The sequence below is a fragment of the Stenotrophomonas sp. P5_A9 genome (assembly GCF_056400525.1).
Window position 1 is genome coordinate 13,207 of the sequence record NZ_JBFULC010000019.1, and the last position, 19,204, is coordinate 32,410.

At 68.0% G+C, this 19,204-nt stretch carries 16 protein-coding genes; 3 read left to right on the forward strand and 13 right to left on the reverse strand.

The window, feature by feature from the left end:
• Window positions 1-3 precede the first annotated feature (3 nt).
• From AC1DR7_RS08140 to AC1DR7_RS08170, 7 genes are all read right to left on the reverse strand, one after another.
• Entirely contained in the window at window positions 4-594 is a 591-nt protein-coding gene (locus AC1DR7_RS08140; protein ID WP_457319402.1) for an HAD family hydrolase, read from the reverse strand.
• 60 nt (window positions 595-654) lie between these two features.
• Complete coding sequence (gene metG, locus AC1DR7_RS08145) at window positions 655-2,721, reverse strand: methionine--tRNA ligase (protein WP_457319403.1); 2,067 nt, start codon at window positions 2,719-2,721, stop codon at window positions 655-657.
• 607 nt (window positions 2,722-3,328) lie between these two features.
• Window positions 3,329-3,772, reverse strand: a complete 444-nt coding sequence (locus AC1DR7_RS08150; protein ID WP_256775889.1) for a DUF2147 domain-containing protein — start codon at window positions 3,770-3,772, stop codon at window positions 3,329-3,331.
• Window positions 3,773-3,870: 98 nt separating this feature from the next.
• Window positions 3,871-4,290, reverse strand: coding sequence for an SMU1112c/YaeR family gloxylase I-like metalloprotein (gene gloA2, locus AC1DR7_RS08155; protein ID WP_457318909.1), 420 nt, complete (start codon window positions 4,288-4,290; stop codon window positions 3,871-3,873).
• Window positions 4,287-5,369, reverse strand: a complete 1,083-nt coding sequence (locus AC1DR7_RS08160; protein ID WP_457318910.1) for a serine hydrolase domain-containing protein — start codon at window positions 5,367-5,369, stop codon at window positions 4,287-4,289. Before AC1DR7_RS08160 ends, gloA2 begins: the two co-directional genes overlap by 4 nt.
• Before the next feature lie 20 nt (window positions 5,370-5,389).
• Window positions 5,390-7,315, reverse strand: coding sequence for a DUF885 domain-containing protein (locus AC1DR7_RS08165; protein WP_457318911.1), 1,926 nt, complete (start codon window positions 7,313-7,315; stop codon window positions 5,390-5,392).
• A gap of 122 nt (window positions 7,316-7,437) precedes the next feature.
• Window positions 7,438-8,115, reverse strand: a complete 678-nt coding sequence (locus AC1DR7_RS08170) for a DUF502 domain-containing protein (protein ID WP_478076442.1) — start codon at window positions 8,113-8,115, stop codon at window positions 7,438-7,440.
• Between the two features lie 77 nt (window positions 8,116-8,192).
• Between AC1DR7_RS08170 and AC1DR7_RS08175 the strand changes: the two genes are divergently transcribed.
• Window positions 8,193-9,500 carry a hypothetical protein gene (locus tag AC1DR7_RS08175; protein WP_478052733.1) on the forward strand — a complete coding sequence of 436 codons (1,308 nt, stop codon included), beginning with the start codon at window positions 8,193-8,195 and terminating at the stop codon, window positions 9,498-9,500.
• Between the two features lie 40 nt (window positions 9,501-9,540).
• Here the strand turns inward: AC1DR7_RS08175 and AC1DR7_RS08180 are convergent, their stop codons facing one another.
• The 5 genes from AC1DR7_RS08180 to trxA form a co-directional block, all read right to left on the reverse strand.
• Entirely contained in the window at window positions 9,541-10,284 is a 744-nt protein-coding gene (locus tag AC1DR7_RS08180) for a hypothetical protein (protein ID WP_457318913.1), read from the reverse strand.
• A 24-nt stretch (window positions 10,285-10,308) separates the two neighbouring features.
• On the reverse strand, window positions 10,309-10,788 hold the full coding sequence (locus AC1DR7_RS08185; protein ID WP_256775895.1) for a DUF4442 domain-containing protein: 480 nt from the start codon (window positions 10,786-10,788) through the stop codon (window positions 10,309-10,311).
• Window positions 10,789-10,856: 68 nt separating this feature from the next.
• Entirely contained in the window at window positions 10,857-12,482 is a 1,626-nt protein-coding gene (locus AC1DR7_RS08190; protein ID WP_457318914.1) for a CHASE2 domain-containing protein, read from the reverse strand.
• Window positions 12,479-14,128 carry a FecR family protein gene (locus AC1DR7_RS08195; protein WP_457318915.1) on the reverse strand — a complete coding sequence of 550 codons (1,650 nt, stop codon included), beginning with the start codon at window positions 14,126-14,128 and terminating at the stop codon, window positions 12,479-12,481. The genes AC1DR7_RS08190 and AC1DR7_RS08195 overlap by 4 nt, the downstream gene beginning before the upstream one ends.
• 228 nt (window positions 14,129-14,356) lie before the next feature.
• A complete protein-coding gene (trxA, locus tag AC1DR7_RS08200; RefSeq protein ID WP_457318916.1) occupies window positions 14,357-15,214 on the reverse strand; it encodes a thioredoxin in 858 nt (285 codons plus the stop codon).
• A gap of 130 nt (window positions 15,215-15,344) precedes the next feature.
• Between trxA and AC1DR7_RS08205 the strand changes: the two genes are divergently transcribed.
• A complete protein-coding gene (locus AC1DR7_RS08205) occupies window positions 15,345-15,962 on the forward strand; it encodes a DUF998 domain-containing protein (RefSeq protein WP_457322018.1) in 618 nt (205 codons plus the stop codon).
• Between the two features lie 13 nt (window positions 15,963-15,975).
• On the opposite strand, the gene AC1DR7_RS08210 is transcribed toward AC1DR7_RS08205, so the two are convergent.
• Window positions 15,976-16,200, reverse strand: a complete 225-nt coding sequence (locus AC1DR7_RS08210; RefSeq protein WP_256777755.1) for a hypothetical protein — start codon at window positions 16,198-16,200, stop codon at window positions 15,976-15,978.
• A gap of 328 nt (window positions 16,201-16,528) precedes the next feature.
• Between AC1DR7_RS08210 and leuS the strand changes: the two genes are divergently transcribed.
• Window positions 16,529-19,168: a leucine--tRNA ligase gene (gene leuS / locus AC1DR7_RS08215; protein ID WP_478052734.1), complete on the forward strand. Its 2,640-nt coding sequence runs from the start codon at window positions 16,529-16,531 to the stop codon at window positions 19,166-19,168.
• The last annotated feature ends 36 nt before the right edge of the window (window positions 19,169-19,204 follow it).

Below are 19,204 nucleotides of genomic sequence, written 5' to 3' on the forward strand. Positions count from 1 at the left end.
TCTTCATTTCAAGGGTTTGCCGCGATACCAGCGATCGTGGGCGAGGGCCAGCATCGGACGGTCTTCCGCGCTGTCGCCGTAGGCGTGGATGCGCTGGAAGCGTGACAGGTCGTAGCGCTGGCGGATGTGTTCGACCTTGCGTGGGCCACAGTCGCCATCGGCGTAGCGGCCGGTGAGGCGTCCATCGCGACTTTCCAGACGGTTGCAGATCAGGCCCAGACCAAGCGATTCGCACCACGGGCGCAGGTACAGATCCAGCGAGCCGGACACGATCACCACGGTATGCCGTTGCTGCAGGTGCCAGTGGATCTGTTCCAGCATCTGCGGGCGCACCACGTCAGGCAGCACATCGCGCGCATAGCCGGCGGCCTGGGTGGCGATGTCATCGCTGTGACGGTTGCTGAAGGTCAGGCGGGTGACGCGGGCGCGGATGCGCGCGGCCGATATCAGCTTGAGCCGGTAAGCCAGCAGCCACGGCCCGACTTTCCACCAGGCCTGGGCGAGCTGCTCCGGCGTCGCCACGCGGCGCAGGAAACGGCCGTACGTGTCGCAGGTGGTGACCGTGTGGTCGAAATCGAACAGGGCCAGTTCCAAACCGCAGCTTCCTCCGTGCAGGCCAGCAGGACGGGGCGGCAAGGCCGCCCCTCGTTGCGATCAGCGCACCGGCATGCCGGGCTGGGCGCTGCTGTCGGCATCGAGCAGGGCCAGGTCGCCGCCGTCGAAACCGGCCGAGAGGATCATGCCCTCGCTCAGGCCGAAACGCATCTTGCGCGGGGCCAGGTTGGCGATGAACACCACGCTGCGGCCGACCAGTTTTTCCGGCTCGCCGTAGCTGGCGCGGATGCCGGAGAAGATCTGGCGCTTGCCGAGATCACCGGCGTCCAGTTCGAAGCGCAGCAGCTTGTCCGAGCCTTCGACGAACTCGCAGGCCAGCACCTTGCCGATCCGCAGGTCGAGCTTGGCGAAGTCGTCGATGCCGATATAGGCCGTGCCGTCGGTCGGGGCGGCGGCTACCGCCGGTGCGGGCGCCGGCTTGGCAGGCTTCGCCGGGGCGACGGGGGGTGCGGCGGCGAGGGTGTCTTTGGAGGCGTCGGTCATGGCGTCGATCATTTTCGGGTCGATTCGGGTGAACAGCGGTGCGTACACCGCGATGGTGTGTGCGGTCAGCGGGCGGGCGATGTCGGTCCAGTCCTGCACCGGTGCGGCGAGGAAGGTTTCGGCCTGCGCGGCGGTGGCCGGCAGGATCGGCCGCAGTGCGGTGACCAGCACGCGGAACAGGTTCAAGCCCTGGGTGCAGACCGCCTGCAGCTGCGCGTCGGCGCCGTCCTGCTTGGCGATCACCCACGGCTTCTGGTCGTCGATGTAGCGGTTGGCTTCGTCGGCCAGGGTCATGGTCAGGCGCACGGCGGCGGCCGGGTCGTTGCGCTCGTACGCCTCACGGATCGGGGCGAGGGCGGCGACGAAGCGGTCGTACTGGGCGGCATCGGGCAGGCTGTCGGCCAGGCGGCCATCGAAGCGCTTGCTGATGAAGCCGGCGCAGCGGCTGGCCAGGTTGACGAACTTGCCGACCAGGTCGGCGTTGACGCGCGCGATGAAGTCGCCCAGGTTGAGGTCGAGGTCTTCAACGCCGCCGCCGGACTTGGCGGCGAAGTAGTAGCGCAGCGCTTCGGCTTCCAGGCCGACATCCAGGTAGGTACGCGCCATGACGAAGGTGCCGCGCGACTTGGACATCTTGGCGCCGTCGACCATCAGGTAGCCATTGACGTGCAGGCGCGTCGGCGCGCGATGGCCGGTGCCGTGCAGCACCGCCGGCCAGAACAGGCCGTGGAAATTGACGATGTCCTTGCCGATGAAGTGGTGCAGTTCGGTGCTGGAACCGGCGCGCAGGTGGGCGTCGAAATCTTCCCCGTTCTTGGCGCACAGGGTCTGGAAGCTGGACAGGTAGCCGATCGGCGCATCCAGCCAGACGTAGAAGTACTTGCCGGGCTGGCCGGGGATTTCGAAGCCGAAGTACGGCGCGTCACGGGAAATGTCCCAGGCGCGCAGGCCGCCTTCGGCATTGAGCCATTCGCCGAGCTTGGCCTTGACGCCGGGCAGGGCGACGTCGCCGGCCAGCCACTCGCGCAGGAAGCCTTCAAAGCGGCCGACTTCGAAGAAGAAGTGTTCGGAGTCGCGCATTTCCGGGGTGGCCCCGGAGATGACCGAGCGCGGGTCCTTGAGTTCAGTGGGGCCGTAAGTGGCGCCGCACACTTCGCAGTTGTCGCCGTACTGGTCAGGGCTGCTGCAGACCGGGCAGATGCCCTTGATGTAGCGGTCGGGCAGGAACATGCCCTTGGCCGGATCGTAGAACTGGGCCACGGAGCGGCGCGCGATGTGGCCTTCGGCCTCAAGCTTGAGGTAGAAGGCTTCGGTCAGGGCTTTGTTGGCGGCCGAGTTGGTGGAGTCGTAGTGGTCGAAGGCGACGCCGAAGGCGGCAAAGTCGCGTTCGTGACTGGCCTGGATGTTGGCGATGAAGGCTTCCGGGCTGACGCCGGCCTTTTCGGCGGCGAGCATGATCGGGGTGCCATGGGTGTCATCGGCGCAGACGAACCAGGTCTTGCCGCCGCTCATTCGCCGCGCGCGCACCCAGATGTCAGCCTGGATGTAGCCGACCAGGTGGCCCAGGTGGAGCGGGCCGTTGGCGTAGGGCAGGGCGGTGGTGACGAGAGCGGTGCGGGTCATGGTCTGCGTTGTTGCTTTGGGGACTGGGGATTATCGCATGGAGGGGGTGGGCGCCTGCGGCGGGCTTTTTTTCGAAACTGGAGCCAGGGCCACAGCCGAAGCCGAAGCCGAAGCCGAAGCCGAAGCCGAAGCCTATTGACCGGTCTGCTGGGGGAGGGCTGGGGTGGGTGAGGCCGCGGGGCACGCTGCAAGTCCCGCTCCGCGGCCCGGCCCAGCCGCTGGCGGCTGTGCGTTCGGACGCATGCGAGGCAGTGCCTCGCAAGCAATGCGCCCTCACCCATGTAAGCTCCGCCACCGCATCCATGCGGTGGAGGGCCCCGCAACCTCAACCACCCCAACCCTTCCACAGTTGGCTGGTATGCATGGGAACGGCGGGGGCAGAGGCCGACGCCGACGCCTAAGCGAGGCGAACTTGGCCGAACGAATCGAACCGAAAGGAGCTTCTTCCTGCCGAGACCGAAGCCAGAGCGGTTTGGTTCGGGGTGTGGGGGGAGTTGAAATGCAAAAGGCCGAAGCGGCGCAGCCGCTTCGGCCTTTCTCTTCCTCCCAACCGGCGATGCACACGCCTCGACCACACCGGAGCAATGACTAGACAAACAGCGCCAGATTACTCACGCACCCATGTCTGGGAGCGGCAGATGAAGGCGATGCAGCCGGAGACGTCGAGCTTGGCGCCGCCGGTCTGGAGCTTGGCCTTGGACTTGTAGGTCTTGCCGTTGCCCGGGTCCAGGATGGTGCCGCCGGACCAGGCGTTGGCGCCGTCGGCCTTGAGGTTCCACAGGATCGTCATGCCCTTGACCGGCTTGTTCTTGTTGGCGCCTTCGCAACCGTCGCAGACCGGATTGGGGCCCTTGTCCGAATGCAGGATCTCCACCACCTTGCCGGTCAGGGTGCCGTTGGTGGCCTGGGTGATCTCCACGATCGACTTTACCTTGCCGGTCTTGTCGTCGATGGTCTTCCAGCGGCCGACCGCACCATCGGCCGCACTGGCCGACATGGCGGCCAGCATCAGCGGCAGTGCCAGCAGCAGGGTCTTCAAAGTCTTGCGCATGTTTCCCCTCCCAGGGAGTTCGTGAATGCCGGCGCAGGGCCGGTACAGCCCGACTGTATACCCATTCGCTCCGGTACGGAACGCACCGCCGACCCTGTTCAGCCGCCCTCGGCCGGGATCTCGTACAGCTCCAGCGGCAGTCCGTCCGGGTCGGCGAAGAAGGTGAAGCGGCGGCCGGTGTATTCGTCGGTACGGATCGCCTCGCAGGCGACATCGGCCGCGGCCAGGCGCGCGATCATCGGCTCCAGCGCCGCTACCCGGAACGCGAGATGACGCAGCCCCTGGGCTTCCGGGCGGCTTGGGCGGGGCGGGGCGTGCGGGAAAGAGAACAGCTCCAGCTGGCTGCCGTCGGGCAGGGCCAGGTCGAGCTTCCAGGAATCGCGCGCGGCGCGGTAGTTTTCGTCCAGCACCCGCAGGCCAAGGACCTCGGTGTAGAACGCCCTGGAGCGCGCGTAGTCCGAACCGATCAGCGCCACATGGTGGACGCCGAGCAGCGGGGTGCCGTGGTCGTGGGTCATTGCAGGGTGTCCAGCCAGCGTCGTGCGATCTGCAGCGCCAGCGGATAGGGTTCGGGGCCGTCGCGGTTGCTCAGGATGATCACCGTCAGGCGGTGTGCGGGATAACGCAGGATCACATTGCGGAAGCCGATGCTCTCCCCGCTGTGCCATTGCGCCTGGCCGTTGAGGCGCCAGCCGAAGCCGTAGAACGGCACGTCCGGTTCCTCGGTGGCGGTGGCCGGCGCGAATGCCTGGCGCAAGGACGCTGCCTTCAGCAGACGCGTGTCGTACAGTGCCGCGTCCCATTTGGCCAGGTCGGTCAGCGAGGAATAGATGCCGCCGTCGCCGAGTACCGCGCTGGTGGGGCTCTGGTCCGTGCGCTGCCAGCGTCCGTCGATCTGGCTATAGCCGTACGCGCGATGCGCCACATCGTCCACGCCGTCCTGGTGGGCGACGCTGGCATCCATCCCCAGCGGGCTGAAGATACGCGCCTTCAGAAAACTGGCGAAATCCTGCCCGGACGCCTTGGCCACCACCAGCGCCAGCAGCGCATATCCGCTGTTGCTGTAACGGTAGCGGCTGCCGGGGGCGAAGCGCGTGCGGTCCTGGGTTTCCAGCAGGTGCAGCACGTCGTTGTCGTGCACCTGTGCCGTCGCACCGGGCGGCAGCAGGTCTTCGTAGTCGAGCAGGCCGCTGGTATGGCTGAGCAGTTGGCGCAGGGTGATCGCATCGGCGGCGCGCGGCAGCGAGGGCAACCAGCGCTTGAGCGGGTCATCCAGGGTCAAACGGCCATCCTCGGCCAACAGCAGGATCGCCGCCGCGGTGAACTGCTTGCTCAGCGAGGCCAGGCGGAAGTTGCTCTGTGCGGTCACCGAGGTGCCGTCCTCGAGGACGGCCAGGCCGTAGCCGCGCTGGAACACCGGCTGTCCGTCGTGCAGCACCAGCACCGCCGCGCCGGGCACCTGGCCGTCGTAGCGCTGCAACAACGCATCGATGCCCGGGTCCGGCGGCGTCAGCACCGGCGCGGCGAAGACGTTGCCGGCCGCGAGCAGGCCGATGCACATCGCGTTGATCCAGCGCGGACGCGGTGTCATGTGCATGGCCGGCTCCCGGGGCGAGGTCAGGGACTGGCGGCGGGCGCCGGCGTGCCGGCGGTTTCACTGGCGATCCAGCGCTGCAGCTTGGCATCGAGGATATCGAGCGGCATCGAACCGTCGCGCAGCACTTCCTCGTGGAAGCGACGCAGGTCGAAACGCGGCCCCAGTGCAGCCTTGGCACGGTCGCGCAGCTCGAACATCTTCAGTTCGCCCAGGCCATTGGGCAGCGTCTGCCCGGGCAATGCCATGAAGCGTTCCACTTCAGCCGTGGCATCTTCGGCCGGGATGTCGGCGGTCTTGACCAGGTAGTCCACCGCCTGGCGCTTGCTCCAGCCCTGCGCATGCAGGCCGGTGTCGGCGGCCATGCGCGCGGCGCGGGTCAGCGCGGCCTGCAGGTAGCCGATGCGTTCATAAGGATCCTGGTAGACGCCGAGTGGGTCACCCAGCGATTCGGCATACAGGCCCCAGCCTTCGATGAAGGCGATGTCGCCGCCCAGGCGACGGAAGCGCGGCAGCTTGTCCAGTTCCTGCTGCAGGCCCAGCTGCACGTGGTGGCCCGGGATGCCTTCGTGCAGGAACTGCATCGGTGTGGCCCAGCGCCGCCGGCTTGCCAGGTTGCCGGTGTTGACATACAGGATGCCCGGGCGCAGGCCATCCGGCAGCGGCTGCTGGTAACTCACCGCCGAGGCGGCTGCAGCGCGCTCGGGTTCGACCGCGTGTATTTCCATCGGCGCCTTCGGCAGCGTGCCGAGCAGGGCCGGCAGGCGGCCGGCGACCTGGGTCTGCAACTGCCGGTAGCGGTTGAGCAGAGCCTCGCCATTGGCGTACTGGAAGCTCTTGTCCGTGCGCATGTTGCGCAGCACTTTCTGTTGCGAGCCGCGGATCCTGTTGTCCTTCAGAATGCCCGCGATCTGCGCCTGCAGGGTGGCCACGCGTTGTTCGGCCATGCGGTGGATCTGCTGCGCATCCAGGGTGGATGCGGTGCTCTGCACGATGTTCTGCCCATACCAGGCCTGGCCCTTGGGCAGCGCGCCCAGGCCATCGCTGCTGCGCGTGGCAGGCAGGTATTCGGTGGCGATGAAGCCGCGCAGGGCGCGGTAGGCCGGCATGATCCGGTACTCGATCATGCGTTTGTATTCGGCGGTGATGCGGGTCTTTTCCGTGTCGGCAATGTCGGCGGGCAGGTTGCGCACCGGCGCCCAGAACAGGGTTTCCTCGGCAGTGGGCTTGATCACCGCATCCAGCTGCGGCAGCACCTTTTCCATCAGGTCGCGCGGCTGCACGACGCCGGCGGCCATGCCCTGGCGCATGTTGGCGATGGCCTGGTCGAACAGCGGGCCGATGCCCAGCGAACGCTTGGACCAGTTGTCGTAATCCTTCACCGTGTTGAACGGCTGGGCGCCCGAGCCGGAGCCGAGGATCGCCATGATGCTGCCCAGGTTGTAGTACTGGCTGACCGGCAGCATCCAGCTGGGATACTGCTCGGCGGCGACGGACATGCGCGCGTCGCGTACGAAAATCTCGTAGCTCAGCAGGTCCTGGCCGGTGAGGCCATCGGGGCCGATCTTCTCCACTTTGCCCAGCCATTCCACGGTGAAGTCGTGCGACTGCTGGCGGTAGGCGGCCGAGAGAATGTTGGGCAGTTGGTCGTTGTGGCGGCTGTCGCCCTGGAAGGTGGCCTGCAGCGGATTGAGCCGCATCGAGGCATCCCAGTATTCATCGTAGATGCGGTTGAGCTGGGCGGCCTTGGTCTGCTGGCGCACGAGGGGCTGGCGGGCCGGCGCCGCGGCGGGGCGCGCGCGCGGTTTGGCCTTGGGTTTGGCGGCCTGCCGGGTCTGCGCGGCGGCCGGCCGGTTGGCCTTCTTCTTGGCGGCTTCTGCCGGTGCGGCGGTGCTGAACACCAGCAGGGCGGCGATGGCGAGCGCCAGGGCGCGGGCGGGGTGGGGCATCGGCGGTATCCGTAACACTACACAGACCGGGGAGCTTGCCCGATCCGCGCGCGTACGGCCAGCGCCGCACCACCGCGCGTCAGCAGGGGTAAAGACCCGCTGCCGTCACTGGTGGCGCGCCTCTAGCGGTCTCCGGCGCGGGTGAACGGCACGGTTTCCGGGGCGACGGCGCCGCCGGAGATGATGAAGCTCATGGCCTGGTCGACGGTCCAGTCGGTGGGCGTGAGCAGTTCCACCGGCACGATTTCCAGGTAGCCGGAGGTCGGGTTGGGCGTGGTCGGCACGTACACCGCAGCCAGCTCGCGACCGGTGCCCTGTTCGCGGATTACCCGAGTGACCAGCCCGACCGATTTCATGTCGCGGTGCGGGAAATCGATCAGCACCACGCGCTGGGTGCTGCCCGGCTCGGTCTGAAGCATGTCCAGCAGCTTCTTGGCGCTGTCGTAGATGATGCTGGCCAGCGGAATGCGCTTGATCACCGCGCCGAACCAGCGCAGCAGGCGCTGGCCGATCACCCGGCGGCYGAGCACGCCCACGCTGAGGATCACCAGCAGGGTGGCGGCCAGGCCGATCACGTTCTGCATCCACTCGACCTTGACCCAGCCCAGGTAATGGGGGAACGAGGCGGCGATCTGCTCGGACAGGGGCACCACCACCGGGCTGGAAATGCCCGACAACAGCACGAAGACGAATTTGACCACCACCCAGGTTAGCCAGATCGGCAGCAGGGTCAGCAGGCCGGTCAGGAACAGGCGCTGCAGGGAGGGGCGCGGGACGAGTTGGGGGGCTTCGGGCGACATGCCGCATTGTAGCGGTGCCGCCGCCCGGATTACCCTGCCGGCCACCGCAGGAAGCGGCGCGCTGGAGGAATGCTGTGTTGAACGGAGTGAAGTGGGTGGGCATGGCCGTGCTCGGGATGGGCGCGCTGCTGCTGGTGGTGGTGCTGGTGTCCTGGCTGCTGCCGGTGCCGGCCGCCGAGCGTGCGGCGCTGGCGGCGATGGAGGCCGCGCCGCGCGACCAGGTGCCCGAGCGCAATGCGTTCCCGCCGCTGTGGCTGTTGCCCTATGACGGCATCGATCCTGCTCGGATGCGCGCGCTGACCACACGCGATACGCAGGCGTTCGCGCAGGCGATTGCCGCGGAAACCTCGCAGCCGTGGACGGCCAGCGTCGCCGAAGGGCGATACCCGAAGGCCACGCCCGCCCACGGCTGGTGCGGGCGCGCCACCGACAGTTGCCTGGACGACGTACGCGCGCATGCGGCGGAGGTGGCCCAGGCGCATCGCGGGCATGACGGGCTGCACGCGCGCATCAGCGCGTTGGGCCGTAACGACCATTACCGCAATCTGTTCGCCAGTGACGTGTCGATGCCGTTTCCGCCGATTCAGGCGTTGATGGAGCGGCTGTCGCTGCACGCGCTGGAACAGGTGCGCGGCAACAGCAGCCAGGCCCTGCAGGGCGTCTGCGAGGACATCGGCACCGGGCGCATGTTGATGCGCAGCAGCGACAGCCTGCTGGTGGCGATGGTGGGCGGTGCCATGGCCAGTCGCAATGCGTCGCTGTTCACCGAGATAATGTCCGAGCTGCCGGCCGATGCATCTCTGCCGACGATCTGCCAGCAGGCCTTGGCCGCACCGACGGTGGCCGAGCTGGACCTGTGCGTGCCCATGCGCGGGGAGTTCGCCTTCCAGCGCGCTGCAACCGCACGCCTGCCGGACGGCCAATCGCGCTGGCTGTACGACACGGAAAAGACCCAGGCACGCAGTGCCGCGCTGCTGTCTCGCAGTTGCGCGACCGAGGTGCAGCAACAGATCCGCGACGACCGCAGGGTGACGCTGGCCACGCCGCCGTCGGTGTGGTCGTTGCAGTGCGTGGCCAATGCGGTGGGCTGCATGCTGCAGGACATCGCCGGGCCGGCGTATGACGAGTACAACTGGCGCATGCAGGACGCGGGCGCGCAGCTGCGGCTGGCCGCGGCGATGCTGTGGCTGCGTGGGCAGCCGAACGACGGCGAGGGTGCGATGGCCACGCTGGCACGATTGCCCGATCCACTCCGCAGCGCGCACCGCCCGCTGCAGCCCAGCGCCGATGGTCGAGGCGTGCAGGTGCGATGCTTTGCGCGGCCTTCCACCGACGCGAGCGCGATGATCCGCGCGCGGCTGCCGTTGGCCTGGCAGCCGCAGTAACGCATGACGTCGGCGCCACGCGGGCGCCGGGCGTCCGTGGCTAGGGCAACGGTTGAAACGCTGCCCCATCACCAATGCTGTTCAGTGTCCAGCGTTTGGCCGACGGTAGCGCTTCCCACTGCACCTGGTCGCGGTCGTCTTCGATGCTGCCATGCGCGCGGCGCAGCTTGCCGGTGGAATAGTTGATGCTCAGCGCCTCGGTTTCCCCGGCGTTGCGCATCAGCGACTGGCTGTCGTAACCGATCAGCGCGAAGGCCTGGTCCTGCCAGCGGAAGGTAAAGGTCGTCGAGCCGGTGGACCAGCTGCCGGCGTTGGAGAAGAAATACAGCTGCACCTGCAACGTGCCGCGCACGATCGATACGCCGCCGGAACCGTCCTCGAATACATCGGACATGTTCGGGTATTCGTGGCGTGGGATGAGGGTGTGGTTCTGCGCTGCCAGCGCATAGCTGCCGTCCGGGTTGGACCATGCGACGGCAAGCAGGCGTGGATTGCTGTCCAGCGGGCTGATGCCCAAGCCCTCATGCTCGACCACGTTGTGCCGGTCCTGCTGACGCAGCACCAGCACCAGGTCGGCGCGCTTGTCCGCGTTGAGGTCGCCGTCCAGGCGCTGTTCGATGCGCCACCCGTCTGGAACGAAGCCTTCAGCACTGCTGGCGACAGTCGGCAGACGCGGATACGCCACCGGCGGAACCTCCAGGGCCAGCGCAGGCATGGGCAGGCACAGCAGGGGCAGGGCAGCAGACAGCAGGCGCATGAGGTCGTCGGTGAAACGCAGGGGCACCGAGAATAGCAACCACGTGCCGGATCAACCCTTGCTGTCGGGCGCCTTGGGGCTGCGCGCGTCAGGCTTGAGCCGCAGGTAGACCTGCTTGCGCACGCGTGCGACCACCTCGCCCTGCGCATCGAGGATGTCGTTGCTGAACCAGTGCAGGTACTTCTCGCCACCGGCGGTCGCCGCGCGCAGCTGGTCGAGCAGTGCATCATCCAGGCGGAACTCGGCCGTCACCGTGCCACGACCGGGCTTGATGAACTCGATGGCACCGGCGCGGTCCCATACGTAGTAATCGCGGCCCAGGTTCTGCATCACGGTAAGCATCCAGAACGGATCGGTCATCGCAAACAGGCTGCCGCCGAAATGGGTGCCCACGTAGTTGCGGTTCCACGGGCGCATGCGCAGTTCGACGCGCACGTGGCGGTAGTCGTCGCTGACCTCGGTGACGTGGATGCCGGTAAACAGGAATGGCGGCCACAGGTTGATGCCATGGCGGAAAACGGTGGCCTTCATCGGGACGGGCTACGCAGGGGAAGGTGGCCGGAGTCTAACATTCGCCTGCGTATGGTGTGCGCGTGGGCTCAGCCGCCGTCATCGGCCGCATAGCCGTCGCGGCCTGCCGCCTTGGCCCGGTACAGCGCCGCATCGGCGCCTTCAAAGTAATGGCGCGGCTCGCTGTCGCTGGCAGGTACGCGGGTAAAGATGCCCACGGTCAGGGTGATCTGCAGGGTCTGCCCCGGCCCGGCCGGGACCTCCATGGCCCGCGTCCGCGCCAGCAGATCCTCGACCACCTGCACGGCGCCCTCGGCGCTGGTGTCGGGCAGGATCAGGGCGAACTCGTCACCGCCGAAGCGGGCGGCCATATCGCGCGGGCGGCGTGCATGGGCGCCGATTTCGCCGGCGATCTGGCGCAGCACACTGTCCCCGGCATGGTGGCCGTAGAGATCGTTGTGGTGTTTGAAATGATCCACGTCGATCAGCACCAGGCTGAGCGGGCGGCCACTCCGGCGGCCGGCCTCGTGTTCCTGCTGCAGGGTCTGCTCGAAGCGCAGCCGGTTGCCCAGCCCGGTCAGTGCATCGCTGTTGGCCTGGCGTCGCCATGCGCTGATGCGCCACAGCACCCAGGCGGCAATCACCGCGAGCATGCCGGTGAGTGCGGCGGCCGGGGCGAACCACACGTTGCCGGCACGCAGCGCCACGAAACTGATCAGCAGGGTAACGGGCAGGGCGAGCAGGGCGCTGGCCGCCGCCCGCGGCAGGGTCAGGCCGAGGCAGCACAGCGCCACCAGCACCCCGCTGAGCAGGTCCTGCCACAGCGTGGGCAGCAGCCGGATGACCTTGTCATCGAGCAGCATCGAGGCCACGTTGGCCTGGTATTCGCTGCCGCTCATCCAATGCTCGCGGGTGGTCGGGGTGAGCAGGCGCGGGGCGATGCCGCTGGCGGTCATGCCGACCAGCACCCGCCGCCCATGCAGCAGTGCCGGATCGACCTCGCCGTTGAGCACGTCCACGTAGGACACCTGCGGGAAGGTCTCCGGTGGGCCGGCGTAACGCACGCGCACGTAGTGGTTGCGGCGCCACTGGTAGGGCGAAAACTGCGCCGGATCGGGATCGCGCAGGCCCGGCAGCGGGCCGGGCGTGTCGGCCAGCGCCAGCCCCAGGGCCGGCCAGTGCGGTGAGCCGATCCCGGCGGTGAGGTACAGTCCACGCGCGACGCCATCGGCATCCACTTCGACGTCGCTGTGGCCGAGCGTGGCCGCGTTGGCGGCAATCAGCGGGATCGGCAGCAGTTCCTCGGCCATGCGTGGGCCACTGGCCGGGGCGGCCAATACCGGCAACACGACATGCCCGTTGCGGCGGATCGCCGCGGCCAGGTCGGCGTCCTGCGCCGCATCCTGGCGGTCCGGTTCGGACAGCATCAGATCCAGCACCACCCGCGCGCTGCCGGCTTGGGTGAGACGGTCCAGCAGTTGGGCGTGGGTGGCGCGTGGCCACGGCCATTGGCCGATCTGCTGCAGGCTGTTGTCGTCGATCGCCACGATCAGCAGGCGTGGGTCGGGACGGTATTCCCAACGGCCGACGTAAGCGTCGTACACCGCTTCATCCTGCTGCCAGAACCACTGCAAATGACTGGCCGCCGCCGCCAGCGCGCCGACCAGGGTCGACAGCACGATGCGTTGCGGCCAGGACAGCAGCAGGGGTTTCACAGCAGCAACCACAACAGCAGCGCGCCGCCGCCAGCGCCATAGCAGGTACGGCAGGGCAATTTGATCTGCTGCGCCGGCGAGAACGGGCCGGCGTAGCCATCGTCGTCGATGTACTGCACGCGCACGTGCAGGGCACCGTGCCACGGACGTTTGAGCGAGACCTCGGGTTGATCGACGTCGCGGTCCAGCAGCGGCTGGGCGAAATCGCCCTTGCGGTCCAGCTGCACGCGATAGCGCTGGCCGGGCGCGCCGGCCTGCCAGCGCAGCGTCAACTGGCCCTTGGCGGCCTGCGGCGGCTGAAGTGCCGGATCGACCGGGGCATCACTGAGGGTGAGCGCCACCGTTTGGCCGAAACGGCCGCGGTGGCCGGCGGCATCGCGCGACGCCACGCGCCAGAAATAGGCGCCCGGCGCCAGCGCCTGGGTCGGGCGCAGATGGGTGCCGCGGCTCTCCTGCTCCAGCACCGGTTCGAGGAACTGCGCATCGCGCGCGATCTGCAGCACGGTGGCCTCGGCGTCGCTGACCTGGCTCCATTCGAATCGCGGCCGCGCGCTGTTGACGGTTTCCTGGTTGACCGGGCGCACCGTCAACGGGGCCACCGGCTGGTCGGGCACCACGAAGTCGCGCTCGGCATCCAGGCCTTCCACGCCATCGGCACTGACCGCGCGCACCAGCAGGCGCAGCTCGCCCGGGGGCAGGTCGGGTACGGTCAGGGTGGTGGCGGCAGTGTCCCGGGCGAACAGCAGGATCTCCGGCTGGTCGGCACGGACCACCTCGACCCGGTACTGAGCGGCGCTACTCACCGCCGACCATGACAGCTGCGCCGGCAGCGGATCCAGGTGCAGCCGCGCGGGGTCCAGCACCGGTCGGGGCAGCAGGGCTTCCACGTCGCCCGGACGTGCATCGGCGGACATGCTGCGGCTTGCCTGGCCACGCGTGACCAGGCGCTGGCCGCGGCGATTGCCGACCTGCACCTTGCCTTCGATCACCTCGGTGGACGCGTTATGGGTGGCATCGCCCGCGCTGACCCGGAACACCGTGCCGCGCACGCTGCTGGTCGCACTGGGGGCGTCGATGATGTACCGCGACGCCGGGCCCTTGGCCGGCGTCACCCGGCTGCTGGTGCGGCCCTGTTCCAGGCGCAGGCGTGTATCGACCATGCCGGTGCGACCGTAGCGGCTCAGCTGGTCCAGGCGCAGGTGCGAGTTCTCGCGCAGTTGCAGCCGCGAGGCATCGGCGAAGGCGATGGTGACACTGGCGTCGGCGCCGGTGACCAGTTGCTGGCCGATCGTCAGCAGCTCACCTTCGATGACCGCACGCAGCGTCGTCCGACCGGCATCGCCAACCTGGACCCGGCCGCGGACGGCCAGCACACGCGCCGGCGCAGGTTGCACGGCCAGCCAGGGGATGGGAAAGCGCAGCTGGGTGCCCGGCGGCAGGCGATACGGATCGGCCACGTGGTTGTGCGCCTGCAACTTTTCCCAGGGCACCGACGGTTTGAGATAGCGCGCGCCGAGGTCCCACAGGGTGTCACCCGGACGGACCCGGTAGGTCCAGTCCTGGGCCAACACGGGCAGGGCGGTCAACAGCAGGGCCGCCAGCATCAGCAGGCGGCCGCTCAGGGAGGGAACGTGTGGCAAGCGCATCGAACTCACGGTCATCTGGCCCAGCAGGGCGGGGCGTAGCCCTGCGACCCCGATGGGCCCRGACCTCATCCCCCCGAATGAATCGCGACGTCCAATACGCCGCGCCGGCATTATTGCCCGGGCGTCGTGCAGGGTTTCTGAACGTGACCGGGATCACGCCCAGGACACGTGGAATCCGTTAGAAGTCGGTGTCGCATCCGGCATCTCCCGGGCGACACCGCGCCGGGATCAGAACAGCAGCGAGGCCATGCGCCGGCGGTAGCGGCCGATCAGGTCATCGTCCCCGATCACCTTGAAGGCATCGATCAGCAGCTTGCGCGGCAGGCCTTCGGCGAAACCGCGGTCGCGGCGCAGCATCTCCAGGAAATGCTCCAGCGCGGCCTCGTCCTGCCCGCCCAGCAGCAGCTGCACACCGCGCAGGTGGCGGGCCTGCAGGTCATCGCCGTTGGCAGCAATGCATGCGTCCAGCACCTCAGGCGCGGGCGCATCCTGCAGGGCAATCGCGAAATCCAGACGCGCACGGGCGCGCACCGCACGGTCGTCGGTGGCCAGGTTGGCGGGCAGCGCGTCGATCAGCGTGCTGGCTTCGGCGCTGGCGCCGGTCTGCAGCAGGGCCAGGGCGAGGTCCAGCTTGAGTTCGTCCTTGTCCGGCTCGGCGGCGATCGCAGCACGCAGCACATCCACCTGGGCCTGGGGATCCAGCGGCTCCGGTTCGGCCACCGCCTCGGTGACCGGCTCGGCCGGGGTAACCCCGTGCTGGGTCAGGAACTCGCGGATCTGGCCTTCCGGCAGCGCGCCGGGGAAGCCGTCGACCAACTGGCCGCCCTTGACCAGGAACACCGTCGGCACCGAGCGGATCTGGAAGGCGGCCGCGATCTGCTGCTCCTGGTCCACATCGACCTTGGCCAGCTCGAATGCGCCGTGGTATTCGCCAGCCAGCTTTTCCAGCATCGGGCCGAGTGTTTTGCAGGGCTCGCACCAGGGAGCCCAGAAATCCACCAGCACCGGCGTCTGCAGGGACTTCTGCAGGACCTCGGCTTCGAAGGTGGCGGTGGTGGCGTCGAAGACGTGCGGCAATTCGCTCATGGTCGGCAATCAACGAGTAAAGATGTACGCAGTGTATGGGTGCGCCGGTTGCGGGACGCAACCCCGACGCACGGGATCGGCGCAAACCGGTGACAATGCGCGGCGTTCCCTTGGGCCCAGGCAGACCTTCATGCACATTTCACCCCGTATCGATCGCGGCATCGGCGCGCTTGCCGCGTTTGTGTTCGTTGTGGCGGTCGCCGGCTTCGGTGCGGCGCTGCCGGGGTACCGCGCGCTGTCGCATCCGGTAGCGCTGCTGGGCGCAACCGGGGTGCCGCATGCGCAGGCGTTCAATTGGCTGGCGCTGGTGCTGCCGGGGGCGTTGGCCTGCGGCGTGGCGCTGCGCCTGCTGCGGCGGGTGCCGCGCACGGCGCCCTGGACGCTGCGCGTGGGCGTCCAGTTGCTTGTGCTGGCCGGGGCCGGCTTCGCCGCGATGGGGCTGCTATCGCTGGATGCCAGCGATATCGAAAGCCCGGCCAGCCAGTTCCACGCCAGTGCGTGGATGGTGTGGGTGCTGGCATTCGCGCCGGGCACACTGCTGTATGGGCTGGGTGCGCTGCGCGTGCCGGGCTGGCGCGCGCAGGCGTTCCTGCACCTCGGCTGCGCGGCGGGGATGGTGCTGGCCGCGTTCGTGCTGCAGGCATGGATGCCGGCGCCGCTGGCGCAGCGGCTGGCCTTCGCCGTCTGGGCGATGTGGCTGGTGGCGGCGCTACCGGTAGCGTTGCGCAAGGTGCGGGGCGCGATTTAGCGCCCCGCTGGTTTCAGTCTTCGTGGCACTGAAGGGTGAAGCCGGCCGTTGGATGGTCCCGACGGATCAGCACAATGGCCTGGTTGGTGGCATCGGTGCCATCGGCCGCCTCCACCGGGTACATCCCGAAACTTCCGTCATCGAGCGTGTAGGCACAATTGAAGCTGGCGGCATGGGCCGAAGCAACCCCGCCGATGGCCATGCCGACGGCAAGAGCCGCCTGAGCAATGCGCTGCATGATGTGTATCTCCTTGATCGGCTCCGAAAGGGCGGCCTTGGCCGTGCAGGGCCGGGAGCCGGGCAACCCCTGCGCCACAAGGCTGCTGCAGGCGGCGGTCGGCCCGGGATAGGGAATCTCCTGTGTCCTTGGCGGGAAAAGCCGCGTTCCAGTCTGAGGTTCTTACCGTGCGGGCGCCCCTGGCACGGCGTCCCGCCCCCCCCGATCAGCGCACCGTGGGGCTTGCGCCGGCGGGAGAGCGAGGCGGGCCGGGCGTTCCGGTGCTCGATTGGAGCGCCTTGCCGCACTGCGGTATCCTCTCCCGCTTTGCCGCCGCACTAGCGTTTCCATGACCAGCGTCGAACCCAACGTTTACGATCCGCAGCAGGTTGAATCCGCCGCCCAGAAGTTCTGGGATGCCACGCGTGCCTTCGAGGTCACCGAGACCTCGGACAAGCCGAAGTACTACTGCCTCTCGATGCTGCCGTACCCGTCCGGTGCGCTGCACATGGGCCACGTGCGCAACTACACGATCGGCGACGTGATCAGCCGCTACAAGCGGATGACCGGGTACAACGTGCTGCAGCCCATGGGCTGGGACGCGTTCGGCCTGCCGGCCGAGAACGCGGCGATCAAGAACAAGACCGCACCGGCCAAGTGGACCTACGCCAACATCGAGCACATGCGTGGCCAGTTCAAGTCCATGGGCTATGCGATCGACTGGTCGCGTGAGTTCGCCACGTGCACGCCGGAGTACTACGTGCACGAGCAGCGCATGTTCACCCGGCTGATGCGCAAGGGCCTGGCCTACCGCCGCAATGCGGTGGTCAACTGGGACCCGGTCGACCAGACCGTGCTGGCCAACGAGCAGGTCATCGACGGCCGCGGCTGGCGCTCGGGCGCCCTGGTGGAAAAGCGCGAGATTCCGCAGTGGTTCCTGCGCATCACCGATTACGCCCAGGAACTGCTGGACGGCCTGGATGAACTGCCGGGCTGGCCCGATTCGGTCAAGACCATGCAGCGCAACTGGATCGGCCGCTCCGAAGGGCTGGAAATCCAGTTCGACGTGCGCGATGCCGACGGCAGCGCGCTGGATCCGCTGCGCGTGTTCACCACCCGTCCGGACACCGTGATGGGCGTGACCTTCGTGTCGATCGCCGGCGAGCACCCGCTGGCCCAGCATGCGGCCAAGACCAATCCCGCGCTGGCCGCGCTGCTGGCCGAGATGAAGCAGGGCGGCGTGTCCGAAGCCGAACTGGAGACCCAGGAAAAGCGTGGCATGGATACCGGCCTGCGCGCCGTGCATCCGGTCACCGGCGCCCAGGTGCCGGTGTGGGTGGCCAACTTCGTGCTGATGGGCTATGGCACCGGCGCGGTGATGGCCGTGCCCGGCCACGACCAGCGCGACAACGAATTCGCCAACAAGTACGGACTGCCGATCCGGCAGGTCATCGCGCTGAAGACGCCGCGCAAGGACGAGGTGGCCTACGACGCCACCCGCTGGCAGGACTGGTACGGCGACAAGACCCGCGATACCGAGCTGGTCAACTCCGAAGAGTTCGATGGCCTGGACTTCCAGGGTGCCTTCGAAGCCCTGGCCGAGCGTTTCGAACGCAAGGCCCAGGGCCAGCGCCGCGTCAACTACCGCCTGCGCGACTGGGGCGTGAGCCGCCAGCGGTACTGGGGCTGCCCGATCCCGGTGATCTACTGCCCCAAGTGCGGCGCGTTGCCGGTGCCCGAAGAACAGCTGCCGGTGGTGCTGCCGGAAAACGTCAATTTCGTCGGCACCGGTTCGCCGATCAAGGCCGACCCGGAATGGCGCAAGACCACCTGCCCGGACTGCGGCGGCGCGGCCGAGCGCGAGACCGACACCTTCGACACCTTCATGGAGTCGAGCTGGTACTACGCGCGCTACACCTCGCCCGGCGCCCGCGATGCGGTCGACAAGCGCGGCAACTACTGGCTGCCGGTGGACCAGTACATCGGTGGCATCGAGCACGCGATCCTGCACCTGATGTACTTCCGTTTCTTCCACAAGCTGCTGCGTGATGCGCGGATGGTGGACAGCAACGAACCGGCGCAGAACCTGCTGTGCCAGGGCATGGTGATCGCGGAAACCTATTACCGGCCCAACCCGGATGGCTCCAAGGACTGGATCAACCCGGCCGACGTGGACGTGCAGCGCGACGAGCGCGGCCGCATCACCGGCGCCACCCTGATCGCCGACGGCCAGCCGGTGGTGATCGGCGGTACCGAGAAGATGTCCAAGTCGAAGAACAACGGCGTGGATCCGCAGGCGATGGTGGGCAAGTACGGGGCCGACACCGTGCGCCTGTTCTCGATGTTCGCCGCGCCGCCGGAACAGTCGCTGGAGTGGAACGAAGCCGGCGTGGACGGCATGGCCCGCTTCCTGCGCCGCTTGTGGGCCCAGGTGCAGAAGCATGCCGCCGAGGGCGTCGCCCCGGCGCTGGACGTGGCTGCACTGAGCGCCGAGCAGAAGGTACTGCGTCGCAAGACCCATGAAACCATCGGCAAGGTCAGTGACGACTATGGTCGCCGCCACAGCTTCAACACCGCCATTGCCGCGGTGATGGAACTGATGAACGCCCTGGCCAAGTTCGACGATGTCAGCGAGCAGGGCCGCGCGGTCCGCCAGGAAGCGCTGCAGGCCACCGTGCTGCTGCTCAACCCGATCACCCCGCATGCCAGCCATGCGTTGTGGCAGGTGCTGGGCCATGGCGAGACGCTGCTGGAAGACCAGGTGTTCCCGCAATCCGATCCGGCCGCGCTGGTGCGCGACGCGGTGACGCTGGCGGTGCAGGTCAACGGCAAGCTGCGCGGCACCATCGAGGTGGCCGCCGACGCCGCGCGCGACCAGATCGAAGCGCTGGGCCTGGCCGAGCCGAACGCGGCCAAGTTCCTGGACGGCCTGACCGTGCGCAAGATCATCATCGTGCCCGGCAAGATCGTGAACATCGTGGCCGCCTGACCGCGGCCGTCTGTCTCAAGTCACGTTCACGCGGCA